The sequence below is a fragment of the Streptomyces sp. NPDC102283 genome (assembly GCF_044766265.1).
Classification (GTDB): domain Bacteria; phylum Actinomycetota; class Actinomycetes; order Streptomycetales; family Streptomycetaceae; genus Streptomyces.
Genome location: NZ_JBIWLQ010000015.1, coordinates 131,793 through 146,548 on the forward strand (window position 1 = coordinate 131,793; position 14,756 = coordinate 146,548).

The 14,756-nt window shown below is 72.5% G+C and carries 12 protein-coding genes and 1 pseudogene; 4 read left to right on the top strand and 9 right to left on the bottom strand.

The window, feature by feature from the left end; translation table 11 throughout:
* Positions 1-47 precede the first annotated feature (47 nt).
* Positions 48-998 carry an aminoglycoside phosphotransferase family protein gene (locus ACIRJT_RS27185; protein WP_403913888.1) on the bottom strand — a complete coding sequence of 317 codons (951 nt, stop codon included), beginning with the start codon at positions 996-998 and terminating at the stop codon, positions 48-50.
* 84 nt (positions 999-1,082) lie between these two features.
* On the opposite strand from ACIRJT_RS27185, the gene ACIRJT_RS27190 reads away from it, so the two are divergent.
* On the top strand, positions 1,083-2,483 hold the full coding sequence (locus ACIRJT_RS27190; protein WP_403913891.1) for an NAD(P)/FAD-dependent oxidoreductase: 1,401 nt from the start codon (positions 1,083-1,085) through the stop codon (positions 2,481-2,483).
* A gap of 28 nt (positions 2,484-2,511) precedes the next feature.
* Here ACIRJT_RS27190 and ACIRJT_RS27195 read toward each other — a convergent pair whose 3' ends face one another.
* Positions 2,512-2,958, bottom strand: a complete 447-nt coding sequence (locus ACIRJT_RS27195) for a MarR family winged helix-turn-helix transcriptional regulator (protein ID WP_403913894.1) — start codon at positions 2,956-2,958, stop codon at positions 2,512-2,514.
* Positions 2,959-3,139: 181 nt separating this feature from the next.
* Here ACIRJT_RS27195 and ACIRJT_RS27200 point away from each other — a divergent pair, with 181 nt between their 5' ends.
* Positions 3,140-4,609 (top strand): MFS transporter, encoded by a 1,470-nt coding sequence (locus ACIRJT_RS27200; RefSeq protein ID WP_403913896.1) that lies wholly within the window; start codon positions 3,140-3,142, stop codon positions 4,607-4,609.
* Between the two features lie 184 nt (positions 4,610-4,793).
* Here the strand turns inward: ACIRJT_RS27200 and ACIRJT_RS27205 are convergent, their stop codons facing one another.
* The 7 genes from ACIRJT_RS27205 to ACIRJT_RS27235 form a co-directional block, all read right to left on the bottom strand.
* Positions 4,794-6,464, bottom strand: coding sequence for an FAD-dependent oxidoreductase (locus ACIRJT_RS27205; RefSeq protein ID WP_403913899.1), 1,671 nt, complete (start codon positions 6,462-6,464; stop codon positions 4,794-4,796).
* Positions 6,465-6,473: 9 nt separating this feature from the next.
* Complete coding sequence (locus tag ACIRJT_RS27210) at positions 6,474-7,388, bottom strand: diiron oxygenase (RefSeq protein WP_403913901.1); 915 nt, start codon at positions 7,386-7,388, stop codon at positions 6,474-6,476.
* A 305-nt stretch (positions 7,389-7,693) separates the two neighbouring features.
* Positions 7,694-8,956: a cytochrome P450 gene (locus tag ACIRJT_RS27215; RefSeq protein ID WP_403914104.1), complete on the bottom strand. Its 1,263-nt coding sequence runs from the start codon at positions 8,954-8,956 to the stop codon at positions 7,694-7,696.
* An 80-nt stretch (positions 8,957-9,036) separates the two neighbouring features.
* Positions 9,037-9,828, bottom strand: a complete 792-nt coding sequence (locus ACIRJT_RS27220) for an ABC transporter permease (protein ID WP_403913904.1) — start codon at positions 9,826-9,828, stop codon at positions 9,037-9,039.
* A complete protein-coding gene (locus tag ACIRJT_RS27225) occupies positions 9,825-10,826 on the bottom strand; it encodes an ATP-binding cassette domain-containing protein (RefSeq protein WP_403913907.1) in 1,002 nt (333 codons plus the stop codon). Before ACIRJT_RS27225 ends, ACIRJT_RS27220 begins: the two co-directional genes overlap by 4 nt.
* A 199-nt stretch (positions 10,827-11,025) precedes the next feature.
* Positions 11,026-11,916 (bottom strand): DUF4097 family beta strand repeat-containing protein, encoded by an 891-nt coding sequence (locus ACIRJT_RS27230; RefSeq protein WP_403913910.1) that lies wholly within the window; start codon positions 11,914-11,916, stop codon positions 11,026-11,028.
* A 123-nt stretch (positions 11,917-12,039) separates the two neighbouring features.
* Entirely contained in the window at positions 12,040-12,564 is a 525-nt protein-coding gene (locus ACIRJT_RS27235; RefSeq protein WP_403913912.1) for a toxin-antitoxin system HicB family antitoxin, read from the bottom strand.
* 371 nt (positions 12,565-12,935) lie between these two features.
* Between ACIRJT_RS27235 and ACIRJT_RS27240 the strand changes: the two genes are divergently transcribed.
* Complete coding sequence (locus tag ACIRJT_RS27240) at positions 12,936-13,676, top strand: FHA domain-containing protein (protein ID WP_403913915.1); 741 nt, start codon at positions 12,936-12,938, stop codon at positions 13,674-13,676.
* Positions 13,673-14,533 (top strand): annotated as a pseudogene (locus ACIRJT_RS27245) (protein kinase); the annotation flags it as partial. The gene ACIRJT_RS27240 and the pseudogene ACIRJT_RS27245, both read left to right, overlap by 4 nt.
* Positions 14,534-14,756: the final 223 nt, after the last annotated feature.

Here is a 14,756-nt window from a genome sequence, read left to right on the forward strand (position 1 = left end):
CTCCGCCCCTGCCCACGGCCCCGACCGGCGCGCGGGAGGCGGGCCCCTCACCGCCCCAGCAGCCGCCGGGCGATCTCCGCGTGGTCGGGGGCGATCCGGCCCTCCCCGCCCTCCGCCGCCCACAGCCCGTTCTGGAGCACCCGACCCAGCGTCCAGGCCCGCGCCCGCTCCCGGTCCCGCTCCAGGCCCAGCGCCTCCGTCAACGCGTCGAACCGCCACACCACCTCGTCGGCGTCGAAGAGGTTGTCCAACGCCGGGAACAGCTCGAACCCCGGATCCCCCGCGAGCGGCTTCGGATCGAGCGCCACCCACTGACCGGCCCGCCCCGCGTCCGCGCGCCCGGCCAGGACGTTGTCGTAGTGCAGGTCCCAGTGCAGCAGCCGGTCCCCCGGCTCCCCCGCGACCTCCCGCACCGCAGCCGCGCAGTCCGCGATCAGCCGCCGGTCCTCGGCGTCGGCCAGCAGGCCCACCCTCTCCGGGACCGCCGCGAGCATCCGCTCCACCGTCCCGCCCAACGTGCGCAGCCCCTCCGGCGCGGGCACCGCCACCAGCCGGGCCAGCACCGCGCCGAGCACCGTCACCGCCTTCCGCACGTCGGCCTCGCCGGACAACGGCCTCCGCTCGTCGAGCCGTTCCAGCAGCATCGCACCGGTCTCCGGGTCATGGCCGAGCAGTTCCACCGCCCCGGCCCCCGCGTCGGTCCACGCCCGCAGCGCGACCGGTTCGCCCGCCGTCTCCTCGTCCACCGACTGGAGTTTCAGCGCGGCGGGCCGCCCGTCCGCCTCCCGCACCACCGGCAGGACCAGCGCGCACATCCCGTACATGGAGGGGCCGTCCGGCCGCAGCCCCCACCGCTCCAGGCACCGCTCGGCGAGGCCGGGCAGGGCGGCCACGAAGGCCCGGCCGGCCGCTCCGTTGTAGAGGGACTGGGTGGCGATCAGGTCGTCAGGAATGTCGATCACCTCACCGATCCTAGGGACCCGCGTCGACCGGGCCATGACGGAACGGCCCCGCGCGCAGTAACGTCCCGCCCCACGTACGCTCGGCATCTCACCGGACCGGACAGGGACACCAGGGGCATCATGAGCACCGTCAGTACCGTCGTCGGCGGCATATCGTTCTGGTACGCGCAGGAGGGCACCCCCGCCCCGCGCGAACCCCTCCCCGGCGACACGAGCGTCGACGTCTGCATCGTCGGAGGCGGCTACACCGGGCTCTGGACGGCGTACTACCTGAAGAAGGCCGTCCCCTTCCTCAACATCACCGTCCTGGAAGCCAAGTTCTGCGGCTACGGGGCCTCCGGCCGTAACGGCGGCTGGCTGTACAACGGCATCGCGGGCCGTGACCGGTACGCCAAACTGCACGGCCACGACGCCGCCGTACGGCTCCAGAAGGCGATGAACGACACCGTCGGCGAGGTCGTGCGGACCGCCGCCGAGGAGAAGATCGACGCCGACATCCACCAGGGCGGCGTCCTGGAGGTGGCCCACACCCCCTCCCAGCTCGCCCGGCTCAAGGACTTCCACAGCGTCGAGATCGCCTTCGGCGAGACCGACCGGGTGCTGCGCGGCGCCCGCGAGACCGCCGAGCGCGTCCATGTGACCGGCGCCGTCGGCTCGACCTGGACCCCGCACGGCGCCCGGCTGCACCCGGCCAAGCTGGTCAAGGGCCTCGCGGACGCGGTGGAGGCGCTCGGCGTGACCATCCACGAGTCGACGCCGGTCACCGAGATCAAGCCCAAGCACGCCGTGACGCCGTACGGCACGGTCCGCGCCTCCTACGTCCTGCGGTGCACCGAGGGCTTCACCGCGAGCCTCAAGGGGCAGAAGCGCACCTGGCTCCCGATGAACTCCTCCATGATCGTCACCGAGCCGCTGCCGGCCCGGATCTGGGACACGATCGGGTGGGAGGGCCGCGAGACCCTCGGCGACATGGCCCACGCCTACTTCTACGCCCAGCGCACCGCCGACGACCGCATCGCGCTCGGCGGCCGCGGCCACCCGTACCGCTTCGGCTCGGCCACCGACGACGACGGCCGCACCCAGCCCGCCACCGTGGCCGCCCTGCGCGAGCTGATGGTCCGGCTCTTCCCCACCACGGCGGGCGTCCACGTCGACCACGCCTGGTCCGGCGTCCTCGGCGTGCCGCGCGACTGGTGCGCCACGGTCACCCTGGACCGTTCCACGGGCCTGGGCTGGGCGGGCGGTTACGTCGGCTCGGGCGTCGCCACCGCCAACCTCGCCGCGCGCACCCTGCGCGACCTGATCCAGCAGGACTCCGGGCAGGCGGGCCCGACGGATCTGACCGCCCTGCCGTGGGTGAACCACAAGGTCCGCCGCTGGGAGCCGGAGCCCTTCCGCTGGCTCGGCGTCCACGGCATGTACGCGGCCTACCGCGCCGCCGACCGCCGCGAGAGCACCTCGCCCCGCCCCGGCACGGACCCGGTCGCCAAGGTGGCGGACCGCATCGCGGGACGCCACTGAGCCACCGCTCCGCGTCCCGGGCCGCGCTTCAGTCGCGCGGCCAGGGCCGCCCGTCGAGGCGCTCGATGGAGAGGTTCAGGCGGCCGAGGGAGTCGGCGAGCTGCTGGGCCTCCTCGGGCGTCCAGTCCGTGAGGACCTTCGCCAGACCCGCCACGTTCCTCGCCCGGTCGCTGTCCAGGCGGCGCCCGCCCTCCTCCGTGATGGCGAACTTGCGGGCGATCCCGCCGTCGGGATCCGGGATGCGCTCGACGACCCCGGCCCGCAGCATCGCGGCGGTCTGCCGGTTGAGCGTCGAGGCGTCCAGCCGGAAGGCGTCGCCGAGCTGGCCGATGGACATGGGCCCTTCCACCTGGATCCGGCTGAGCAGGATGTAGGCGGACCGGTCGAGCTGCCAGTCAACGCGCGGCGTGACCATGTGCATGTACCGGCCGAGCAGCATCGTCTCGCGTTCGATCCGGTCGATGGGCTTGTCCACGCGCTGCTTCCTTCGTTGACCAGGACTATCACGATAGATGTGCATGATGCACATGCTATGCACGATGCACAATTCATGTACCTTGCATAGTCGAACGCCGAAAGCGCGTACGCCAGAACGAACGACCCGCACGACCCAAACGACCGACAGGCCCACAAGGGCAAGAGGGAGCGCAGCACCCGTGGAGAGTTCACCCCCCGCAGCCCGCCCGGGAGGCGTGGTCGGCATCCTGGCCTTCGCCGGCATCGTGGCGGCGCTCACCCAGACCCTGGTGGTGCCGCTGATCGCGGAGCTGCCGCAGATGTTCGACACCTCCGCGTCGAACGCCTCCTGGGTGATCACCGCCACCCTGCTGGCCGCCGCCGTGGCCACGCCCGTCGCCGGCCGGCTCGGCGACATGTACGGCAAGCGGCGCATGCTGCTCGTCTCGCTCGTCCCGCTGATCCTCGGCTCGGTGGTCTGCGCCCTGTCCTCGTCGGTGGTCCCGATGATCGCCGGGCGCGGGCTCCAGGGCCTGGGCATGGGCGTGGTCCCGCTCGGCATCAGCCTGCTGCGCGACGTGGTGCCGGCCGAGAGGCTCGGCCCGTCCATCGCGATCATGAGCGCCTCGATGGGCGTGGGCGGCGCGCTGGGCCTGCCGTTCGCCGCCGCCATCGCGGAGAACACCAGCTGGCGGGTGCTGTTCTGGGTGGTCGCCGTACTGGCCCTCGCGGTCGGCGCGCTGATCCTGGCCCTGGTCCCGGGCGACCGGCCGGCCACCCGGTCCACGAGCTTCGACCTGCTCGGGGCCGTCGGCCTCGGCGCCGCCCTGATCTGTCTGCTGCTCGCCGTCTCCAAGGGCGCCGACTGGGGCTGGGGCAGCGCCACCACGCTCACCCTCTTCGCCGCCGTGCTGGTGCTGCTGCCCGCCTGGGGCTGGTGGGAACTGCGCCTCAGCGAACCGCTGGTCGACCTGCGCGTCACCGTCCGCCCCCAGGTCCTGATGACGAACACCGCCTCCATCCTGGTCGGCTTCGCGATGTACGCGCAGTCCCTCGTCGTTCCCCAGCTGCTCCAACTGCCCGAGGCCACCGGCTACGGCCTGGGGCAGTCGATGCTCGCGATGGGCCTCTGGATGGCCCCGGCGGGCCTGATGATGATGGCGATGTCCCCGGTCGGCGCGAAGCTGTCCGCCGCCAAGGGCCCGAAGGTCACCCTGGCCGTCGGCAGCCTCCTCATCGCCGCCGGCTACGGCCTGTCCGTCCCGCTGATCGGCGCGGACTCCCCGTGGAGCCTGCTGATCGTCACCCTCGTCTGCAACTCGGGCGTCGGCTTCGCGTACGGGGCGATGCCCGCGCTCATCATGAGTGCGGTGCCCCAGTCCGAGACCGCGTCGGCGAACAGCTTCAACGCCCTGATGCGCTCGATCGGCACGTCCTTCGCGGCGGCGGTGATCGGCGTGGTCCTGGCCCGGATGACCACGGACTTCGGCGGCTTCCCGCTGGCCTCCCAGAACGGCTTCCGCGTGGCGATGCTCATCGGCTGCGGGGTGGGCCTCGCGGCGGCGGTCGTCGCCGCTCTCATCCCCGTACGCCCGGCGACCGCGCTGCTTCGGCCGGCCGCCGCGAACGGTCCCGCGGGGGTGCCGGAGGCCTCGGAGTCCAAGGCCTGATCGTCGCCCGCGCGGAGCGCGGCCCGGGGGCCGGCGGCCGAACCGCCAGGTCACGGGCAGTACTTCGTACGGTGACCCGACACCGGGGGCACGGCGACGGGTCACCGCACGGAGCGCGGCCCGGGGCCCGGCGGCCGAACCGCCGGGCCCCGGGCCGGACTTCGTACGGTGACCACGCTTACGCTCAGCGCGTCAGCCGCGGCACCCGCCCGGCTCTCGCCGTCGCGACCAGCTCCTCGACGGTGGCAAGCTTCACCCGGGGCCGCCCGTCGCGCCGGCCCCGGTCCCGTTCGGCACGGTCGATCGCGGCCAGGCCCCGGGCGTCCACGACCCGGCGGTTGCGCCGCCGGGCCAGACGCCGGAACGCCTTGGCGTCGCCCGTCGGGGCGGGCAGCGTCCCGGCGACCGCGTCGGCCAGGAGCGTACCGACCGTCTCGGCCGCGCAGGTGCGGTTGGCGCCGATCCCACCGGAGGGCCCGCGCTTGATCCAGCCGACCACATAGCCGCCGGGCAGCCCGGCGACCCGGCCGCCCTCGTGCGGGACGGTGCCCGAGGCCTCGTCGAACGGCAGCCCGGGGACCGGCAGCCCCCGATAGCCGATGGCCCGCAGCAGCATTCCGGCGGCCAGATCCGCCGCGCCCCCGCCGCCGCCGTCCGTGACGCGCACGGAACGCGCGCCCGCGTCACCCAGGACCTCCACCGGCTCGGAGTGGAAGCGGAGCACGATGCGCCGGTCCGCCCCTCGGCCGGGCCCGGGGGACACGGCATCCGTCCGCACCCGGGCGAGCCCCCGCAACACCCCGGCCCGGTCGCCCGCCCCGGCCGCGTCGATCGCCGCCGCCGTACGCGGATCGTGGTCGTCCACGACCAGCTCCACGCCCGGCAGATGCTTCAGCGCGAGGAGTTCGGAGCGGGTGTACGCGGCGTCCTCGGGCCCCCGCCGCCCCAGCACCACCACCTCGCGCACCCGGCTCGCCCGCAGCGCCTCCAGCGCGTGGGCGGCGATGTCGGTGCCCGCGAGCGCCTCGGGGTCGGCGACCAGGATCCGGGCGACGTCGAGGGCCACGTTGCCGTTGCCCACCACGACGACCCGCTCGGCGGACAGGTCGACGTCCTGCGCGACGGCCTCGGGGTGGGCGTTGTACCAGGCGACGAACGAGGTCGCCGACAGACAGCCGGGCCCGCCCTCGCCGGGAATGCCGAGCCGCCGGTCCGTGGACGCGCCCACCGCGTAGATCACGGCGTCGTGGTGGGCGGCCAGCTCCTCCGCCGTGACGTCCCGGCCCACCTCGATGCCCAGGTGCATCCGCACCCGGGGGTGGGAGTGGAAGCGGGAGAAGGTGTCGCCGACCTTCTTGGTGGCGGGGTGGTCGGGAGCCACGCCGTACCGGACGAGCCCGCCGGCCACCGGCAGCCGGTCGATCAGGGTCACCTCGGCGGCGGTGTGCAGCAGCAGGTCCTGCGCCGCGTACATCCCGGCGGGCCCGGTGCCGACGACGGCCACCCGCAACGGCCCGAAGTCGGACGGCAGACCGCGCCCGAAGACCGGCTCGCCCCAGACGTGGAAGTTGGGCCCGTCGACCTCCGCGGCGGACGGCTCGGCGCCCTCGTAGTAGGCGGCGTTGATCTCCGCGTACTCCCGCTGCGCGGCGGACAGCGAGTCCACCGGGAAGATCGCGTCCACCGGGCAGGCGTCCGCGCAGGCCCCGCAGTCGATGCACGCCCGGGGATCGATGTGGAGCATCTCCGTTCTGCCGAAGGCGCGTTCCTCGGGCGTCGGGTGGATGCAGTTGACCGGGCAGACCGCCACGCAGGTGGCGTCGTTGCAGCAGGTCTGGGTGATGGCGTAGGTCATGGTCCCGGCTCAGATCAGGTTCGCGCGCTTGTAGAACGCGAGGGCGGGCCTGGTCAGCAGGCGGGCGGAGGCCAGGAAGTCCATCAGCCCCGAACAGCTGGACCGCATCATGGACTTGTGGTGCTCGTTGCCCTTGGCGGCGGCCAGCGCCCGCCGCTCGTCCAGTCCGGCCTTCCGGTAGACCTCCGGGTTCACCATGCTGGTCACGATGAAGTACGAGGCGACGGCGACGACGAACGCGTTGAGCTGGCGCCGCGCCCACCCGGCGCCCTCCAGCCGCTTGAGGGTCTCGTCCCGGGCGAACTTCATGTGCCGGGACTCCTCCACCACATGGATGTTGTTGATGGTGCGGACGAACGGCACGACCCGCTCGTCGCGCATCCAGTCCCGCTGCATCACGTCGAGCACTTCCTCGGCGACCAGGATCGCCGCGTACGCCGCCTCGCCGAACGCCAGCGTCTTGAAGGCCCTGCCCAGCTCCATCACCGCGCGGCGGGGCCGGTAGTGGGGCGCGCCGAGCTTCTGCGCACCGCGCGCGAACATGATCGAGTGGCGGCACTCCTCGGCTATCTCGGTGAGCGCCCACTGGAACTCCGCACCCGCCGGGTTCTTCATGTAGATGTCGCGCAGCACCATCTGCTGGAGGATCATCTCGAACCAGATCCCGGTGCTGGCGACCGAGGCCGCCTCCTGCCGGGTCAGCTCCTTGCGCTGCCCCTCGGTCAACTCGTTCCAGTACGCGGTCCCGTAGAGGCTGCACCACTCCGGGCTCGCGCCGTGGAACTCCTTGTCCAGCGGCGTCTCCCAGTCCACCTCGGTGGCCGGGTCGTACGCCAGCTGCGCGGCCGAGTCGAGCAGCCGCCGCGCGACGTCGTCGCCCTCGGGACTCTCCTGGACCTTCGACGGAACGGTGCTGCCGGCCATGCTGCGGCTCCTTGGGTCGAGTGCGGTGATCCTCGATCGGGGTGAGGTGCGTACGTCGGCCGACCGCCGTGTACGCAGCCGACTCGCGCTGTACGGAATCGGCGCGCGCTGTGCGGAGTCGGGTCGTGCTGCGTGCTGTACGGGGCCACCGGGGCCGGGGGTGACGGCCCGCGCCGGACCGGACACCGGCCGACCCGGGACCCTTGTTAGACGCAAGGTATAACAAGGATTCCGGGTCGCCTACCCCTCGGTAGAAATCGGTACGGACGCTCACCGCATCTCCATGCCCCGAGGGCGGTCCGGCGCTATTCCTCCTCCCAGGTGACCGGAAGGGAGACCACTCCGTAGATGCTGGAGCGTTCGCGCGGCGGCACTTCCTCCGGCGGGACCGCGAGACGCAGGGCGGGGAGGCGGGCGAAGAGCGCCGGGAGCGCGACGGTCATCTCGACCCGGGCGAGCTGCTGGCCGAGGCACTGGTGGGGGCCGTGACCGAAGGAGAGATGCCCGGTGGCCCGGCGGCGGATGTCGAGCCGGTCGGGCTCGGGGAATCTGTGCGGGTCACGGTTGGCGGCCTGCACGGAGACGGTCACCGTCTCCCCCGCCCTGATCAGCTCGCCCGCCACCTCGACATCCTCCAGCGCGGACCGCAACAGCGGGTCGGCCACGCTGAGATAGCGCAGCAACTCCTCCGCGGCCTGCCCGGCGAGATCCGGGTCGGCGCGCAGGGCGTCCAGCCGGCCGGGGTTGACCAGCAGGGCGAAGACACCGAGACCGAGCATGTTCGCGGTGGTGTCGAGCCCGGCGGCGAGGAGGAGACCGCCGATCCCGGCCAGCTCCTCGTCGCCGAGGCCGGAGGCGGCGGGCCCGGGGACGGCCGGGTCGCCGGACCCGGGGGCCGGCGCGGGGCCCGGTGCGGCGAGGTCGCTGAGCAGGTCGTCGGTCGGCTCGGCCCGCTTGGCGAGGACGAGTTCACCGACGTACCGGAGCAGCCCCGCGTAGGCCTCGTCCCTGGTCCCGGCGTCGGCCGCCTGGTCGAAGATGACCTCCACCAGCCCCAGAAAGCGCCCCCGGTCGGCGTAGGGCACGCCGAGCAGCTCGCAGATGACCAGCGTGGGCACGGGCCGCGCGAAGGACTCCACCAGGTCTGCCGTGGGCCCGTCCTGCTCCATCGCGTCCAGGCAGTCGGCGGTGAACTCTTCGATACGACTCGTCAGTTGGCGCATCCGGCGCACGGTGAACCGGCCGGCGAGCAGTCGGCGGTAGCGGGTGTGCTCGGGGGCGTCGAGGCCGGTGATGTCCCCGATGGGCGCCGGCGGCAGCTCTCCCGGTGTGCCCTCCATCGGCATCGGCAGGTGCAGGAGTTCGTAGCGGGAGCTGAAGCGCGGATCGGCCAGCACCGCGCGGGCCGCCGCGTGCCCGGTGACCAGTCGGCCCACGTGCCCGTCGGCGTAGCGCAGGAGGCGGACCGGGCGATCGCTCAGCGCGGTGAGCGCGGCGGGCGGATCGAAGGGGCAGCCGGTGTGCCGGTCGGTGGGCAGGACGGGCAGGACGGGCGCCTCGTCGGGGATCGCGGAGTCGGGGACGAGGTCACCGGGGACGAGGCCACCGGGGACGAAGTCATCAGGGAGGGAGTCATCAGGGAGGGAGCTCACCGGGGGTCCTGCCCGAACTTCGAGGTCGACCAGAAGTAGCCGAGCACCACGAGGCCGAGGCTCCAGCCGAGGGCCAGCCAGCCGTTGTGGCCGATCTCGGTGCCCAGCAGCAGGCCGCGCAGGGTCTCGATGGCCGGGGTGAAGGGCTGGTACTCGGCGATCGGCCGGAACCAGCCCGGCATCGTCTCCACCGGGATGAAGGCGCTGGACAGCATCGGGAGCAGCACCATCGGCAGGGCGTTGTTGCTGGCCGCCTCGGCGTTCGGGCTGATGAGGCCCATGCCCACGGCGACCCAGGTGAGGGCGGCGGAGAAGAGCACGAGCAGCCCGAACGCGGCCAGCCACTCCACGAGCGTGGCATCCGTGGAGCGGAAGCCGATGGCCACGGCGACCGCGCCTACCAGGATCACGCTCAGCACGCTCTGCAGCACACTGCCGACGACGTGCCCGATGATCACGGAGCCGCGGTGGATCGCCATCGTGCGGAAGCGGGCGATGATGCCCTCGGACATGTCCGTGGAGACGGACACCGCGGTCCCGACCACGGTGGAGCCGACGGTCAGCAGCAGGATGCCCGGGACGATGTAGGCGATGTACGCGGAACGGCCGCCCCCTCCTCCGCCGATGCCCGCGCTCATCACGTCGCCGAAGATGTAGACGAAAAGCAGCAGGAGCATGACAGGCGTGAGGAGCAGGTTCAGGGTGAGCGAGGGGTAGCGCCGGGCGTGCAGGAGGTTGCGGCGCAGCAGGGTGTTCGAGTCGCGTACGGCGAGCGAGAGGGAGCTCATCGGACAGCCTCCTTCGGCTGGTTGCTCCGGGCGGGCCCGCCGGAGCCGGTAAGGGCGAAGAACACGTCGTCGAGGTCGGGCGTGTGCACGGTGAGCTCGTCCGCCTCGATGCCGGCCGAGTCCAGCCAGTCGAGGATGGAGCGCAGTTCGCGCTGGCTGCCGTCGCTGGGGATGGAGAGCGACAGGGACTCGTCGTCGGGGGCGGCCCCGGTCAGGGCGGATGCGGCGGACCGATAGGCGTCCGGGTCGGTGAAGCGGAGCTTGACGTGGCCGCCCGGGACGAGCCGTTTGAGCTCTTCGGCGGTCCCCTCGGCGGCGATCTTCCCGTCGTTGAGGACGGCGATGCGGTCGGCGAGTTCGTCGGCCTCCTCCAGGTACTGGGTGGTGAGGAAGACGGTGACGCCGCCGGCGACCAGCTCGCGGATGATGCCCCACATGGTGTGGCGGGAGCGCGGGTCGAGGCCGGTGGTCGGTTCGTCGAGGAAGATGATCCGCGGGGAGCCGACCAGGGTCATGGCGATGTCGAGGCGGCGCTTCATGCCGCCGGAGTAGCCCGCTGCGGGCTTCCTCGCCGCCTCCACCAGGTCGAACCGCTCCAGGAGTTCGGCGGCGACGCGCCGCCCCTCGCGCTTGGACAGGTGATGCAGGTCCGCCATGAGGAGCATGTTCTCCTCGCCGGTGATCAGACCGTCCACGGCGGAGAACTGGCCGGTGACACCGATCGAGGCGCGCACGGCCTGCGCGTCGACGGCCGGATCGTGGCCTCCGACGCTCAGTACGCCGGCGTCGGCGGTGATGAGGGTGGAGAGGATCTTGACCGCGGTCGTCTTGCCGGCGCCGTTGGGGCCGAGCAGGGCGAAGACCGTGCCTGCGGGGACGGTCAGGTCGATGCCGTCGAGCACGGCCTTGTCGCCGTAGGACTTGCGCAGGCCGGTGGCGGTGATCGCCTGCGTCGCGGCCTGGGCGGCGAGCGGCGCGGCGGACCGGGTGACAGTCATGCTGGTTCCCTTTCGCGAGCGGTGGGTCGGGAGTGGGCGGGGCGAGAAACGGGCGGGGCGAGAAACGGGCATGGCGAAGCTGGGCTCGGCGGAGCCGAGCCCCGTGGAGCGAGTTATGACGAAGTCGGGCGCGGCTCAGTCAGGCGCGGCGGGGTCGGGCGCGGCGGAGTCGGGCGCGGCTCAGTCAGGCGCGGCGGAGTCAGGCGCGGCGGACGATGATGTCGCCGGCCCCGCTCCGGGCGTGCACCTCGACGGTCTCGTCGGAGTCCTCGGGCCCGGCGGCGGCGCCGAGCGAGTTGCGTACGGTGCCGAACTTGGGGTTCAGGTCGAGCCAGGCGGCGGTGCCCTCGTGGATGCCCACTTCGAGGTCGCCGACGGAGGTGCGCAGAGTGATGCGGCCGCGGGTCACGTCTCCGACGCGGATGCGGCCGTTGGAGGAGGTCGCTTCGACCCCGGCGTGGGCGACGCCGATCTCGATCCGCCCGTTGGCGGACTTGGCGACGACGCTGCCGTGCGCGACGCCCACGGAGATGTCGCCGTTGGCCGAGTTGACCTTCAGCTCACCGCCGACCTCGTCGATCCCGGTCGCGCCGTTGGCGTTCTTGACGACTGCCGCCCCGGCGACGGCGCCGACCTCGACCCGGCCCGAGCCGATGACCTCGGCGTCCCCGGTGGAGCGGACCAGCCGGAGGTCGCCGTGGTCGGTCCTGAGCTCGGCACGGGCCGCCTCGTCCACCTGGATGTCGCCGAGCGAGGTCGTGAACCTCACCTCGCCGAGAGGCCCTTCGCAGGTGAAACCGCCCAGCGCGGAGGTGCCGCGCACATCGGACCCCGCGGGCAGCTCGACGCTCACCACGACGGCGCCCGGCTTGCCGAACAGGGACCGCTTCTTGGGGGTCCTGACGGTGAGGCGACCACCCGAGCAGGAGACCTGGGTCTGCTGCACGGCGCGTACGTCGTCCTGGTCGGACCCATTGCCCGGCAGCACCTCGACGACGGTGTCGGTGCGCTTGCCGGCGGTGATGCGGGCCGTGCCGGCGTCCAGCTCGATGACGACGGAGATCGGCTCGGGAGTATCGAAAGAAGGCATGGCGGTTCCGTCCTCTTGACTCGGTGGGTGATGAGTGGTGAGTGATCAGAGACGTCGGCCGGATCGGCGATCCGCCGGTGAAGTGGTGCGGGCTGCGAACTGAGCGGGGCGGACCCAGCGGACCTAGCGGACCCAGCCGGTGAAGCCGCGACCGCCCGAGTCCTTGCCCCGGCCCGGCGCGCCCGCCCGCCCCCCGCTGTCGAGGGAAACGGACACGGCCCGGACGAGCCAGGCGTTCACCGACAGCCCTTCCGCCGCCGCGGCGCTCTCGGCGCGGCCCTTGAGGTGGGCCGGGAGCCGGAGGTTGATCCGCACCATGGTGCCGTCGTCGGCCTCCGCGGCCGAAGGCGCGGCCACGACGGGGGCCAGGACCGCCTCCGGCTCCTCCCGCACGGGCTCGGACGCAGGAGGCGGCGTCACCACGAACTCGGGATCGAGCCCGCGCAGCCGTACGTCGACCGAACCGGGAGCCAGCTCACGGGTGACATCGCCCATGGCCGCGGAGAGCACGTTGAGCAGGGTCAGCCGGACGGCGGCCTCCAGAGGAGCGCTGAGCCGCTCGGCCAGGGCGCGGGCTTCGTCGCCGCCGGCATCCGCGGCGACGGCGAGTTCCCGCCGGAGGTTGTCGACGTAGGGGGTGAGGTCCATGACGCCATCATGGCACATGATTGGCACCACGTCGAGCCACATTGGCGCACCGGCCGCAAAGAAGCCCATGAACTGCAACTTCACCACCAGAGCAGCCGAGATGGCACCGCGAAAGCGCCCGAGGCAGCCAGAGATGGCACCAAACCAACACCACCTGGCACCACCTGGCGCATCAGGTGGCACCAAGCAGCACCACCGCGGCCCGCACCACCGCGGCCGCACCACCGCGGCCGCGGCACAGGCGGCCGCGGAGACCACGACCTCGCGCGCCGCACCCCGGAACCCTTTGCTCCCTACGACAACCTCGCCTAGCCTCAACCCTGTTGGACCGGGGGAGGGTGGCCCTCATGGCTTGACGAGGGGACAAGTCCATGTACAGCGTCATCGTCGTACCTCCGGCATGCGCGCGCCCGGACGGCCGGATCGAGATCGCCTCCGGAGAGAGCCTGACCTTCGGCCGGCAGGAGACACCCGGCGGCCTCACCATCACCCACGAAGGCGTCCCCCGCATCGCCGGGGAGATCTCCGCACAGCGCGACTTCTGGCTCCTGACCAACCGCAGCACCGGCCAGACCTACGTGGTGGAGAACCCGGAAGGCGCGGGCGAACACATCAAAGTCGCCCCCGGCCGCGTCGACGCACCCGTGGCCTTCGAATTCTCCCGCGTCGTCCTGCCCGCGGCGGGCGACCTGCTGACCTTCGACGTATGGGCGCCACGCCAGAACTTCGCCAGCGCGGAAGCCCGGGAACTGCCGGGCTCCACGACAGCACCCGCGTTCACCCTCGACCGGACCAAGCGCTACTTCGCCGTCCTCGCCGCCCTGTGCGAACCCCGCCTGCGCGGCGAACCGCACGCCCCGACCCCCGCGGTCGACCAGCTCGTACAGCGGCTGCGCCCGGCATGGCCGACGGTCAGCCGCTCCGCCGTCTACTGGAACATCGACTACCTGGCCCTGAAACTGCGGGTACGTCCGGGCCCGGAAGCAGCGGGACCCGGCCGACGCGCCAACGGCAAGAAGGACTCGCTGGTCTCCCTCGCCCTGCGGTTCGACCTCGTACGCGAGGACGACCTCATCCTGCTGAACCCGCCCGCGTACGAGGGATGCGGATGAGAGCCGACCAGCACACCGTCACCGTCCCGAAGGGCTACCGCATCGGAGCATGGGCCGTCCACGAACCCCTCGCCTCGGGCGCCTTCACCACCGTGTACGCGGCACACCGCACCCACGGCACCCCCCGGACCGTCGCCCTGAAGTTCTGGCCGACCAGCACCCGCACCCGCCACCGGCCGGACCTCCTGCGCAGCCTGGCCCAACGGGAAGTCGCGCTCCTCGGCCGCCTGCGGACACCACGGCTGATCCGCATGCACGACACCCTCGTCGTCGACGACCCCCGGAACCCGGAACTCGACGGCGCCACCGTCCTGGTCCTGGAACGGGCCACCTCCTGCCTGGACACCGCCCCCACGCCCGCCGACCCCGGCGAAACCCTGGCGCAGATCTGCGAAGGCCTCACCCAACTCCACGGCGCGGGCTGGATACACGGAGACCTCAAGCCGGCCAACATCCTGATCATGGCGGACGGCTCCGCACGGCTGGCCGACTTCAACACGGCCGCCGAACTCAAGGGCACCCACGCCTACGCACCCCCCTTCACCAGCCGCGACTACGCCCCACCCGAGCAACTGTGGCCGGAGATGGACGAACGGGGAGCGCGCGTACGGCCATCGATCGACGTATGGGCCTTCGGCGTACTCGCCCACACCGTCCTCACCGGCACGTTCCCCCTCCCGGGCAGCACGACGAACGCACGCTGCGACGCGGCGACACGCTACGCCCGCAACGCACAGACGCTCCGGCTGTCCACCGCACTGCCGCCCACCTGGCAGCAGATCATCCGCGACTGCCTGGCGCCCGCACCGGCCGACCGGCCCGACACCCCTGCGCTGCTCCGCCGCATCCGGCACGCCCACTGAAGTGCGCTTTTGCGTTCAGCCGCAACAGTGTGGCCGGGCACGGCCCGGCCGGGCGACAGTAAGCACGGCGGAGAGCCGGGGCATCGCGCCCCGCACTCCCCGACGCATCCGGCGGCCACCGTTCCTCGCCCTCACCACAACGGACCGGGGGCACCACCCGAAGAACGGTGGCCGCACCGGAGGCGAAGGGCCGCCGAGCGAGCGAAGGAGCCCCTCG

Bases quoted from the DNA above. Each gene is read 5' to 3' on its own strand.
- ACIRJT_RS27185 (WP_403913888.1), bottom strand. From the start codon at position 998: ATGGCCCGGTCGACGCGGGTCCCTAGGATCGGTGAGGTGATCGACATT.
- ACIRJT_RS27190 (WP_403913891.1), top strand. From the start codon at position 1,083: ATGAGCACCGTCAGTACCGTCGTCGGCGGCATATCGTTCTGGTACGCG.
- ACIRJT_RS27225 (WP_403913907.1), bottom strand. From the start codon at position 10,826: ATGACTGTCACCCGGTCCGCCGCGCCGCTCGCCGCCCAGGCCGCGACG.
- ACIRJT_RS27220 (WP_403913904.1), bottom strand. From the start codon at position 9,828: ATGAGCTCCCTCTCGCTCGCCGTACGCGACTCGAACACCCTGCTGCGC.
- ACIRJT_RS27210 (WP_403913901.1), bottom strand. From the start codon at position 7,388: ATGGCCGGCAGCACCGTTCCGTCGAAGGTCCAGGAGAGTCCCGAGGGC.
- ACIRJT_RS27230 (WP_403913910.1), bottom strand. From the start codon at position 11,916: ATGCCTTCTTTCGATACTCCCGAGCCGATCTCCGTCGTCATCGAGCTG.
- ACIRJT_RS27205 (WP_403913899.1), bottom strand. From the start codon at position 6,464: ATGACCTACGCCATCACCCAGACCTGCTGCAACGACGCCACCTGCGTG.
- ACIRJT_RS27235 (WP_403913912.1), bottom strand. From the start codon at position 12,564: ATGGACCTCACCCCCTACGTCGACAACCTCCGGCGGGAACTCGCCGTC.
- ACIRJT_RS27240 (WP_403913915.1), top strand. From the start codon at position 12,936: ATGTACAGCGTCATCGTCGTACCTCCGGCATGCGCGCGCCCGGACGGC.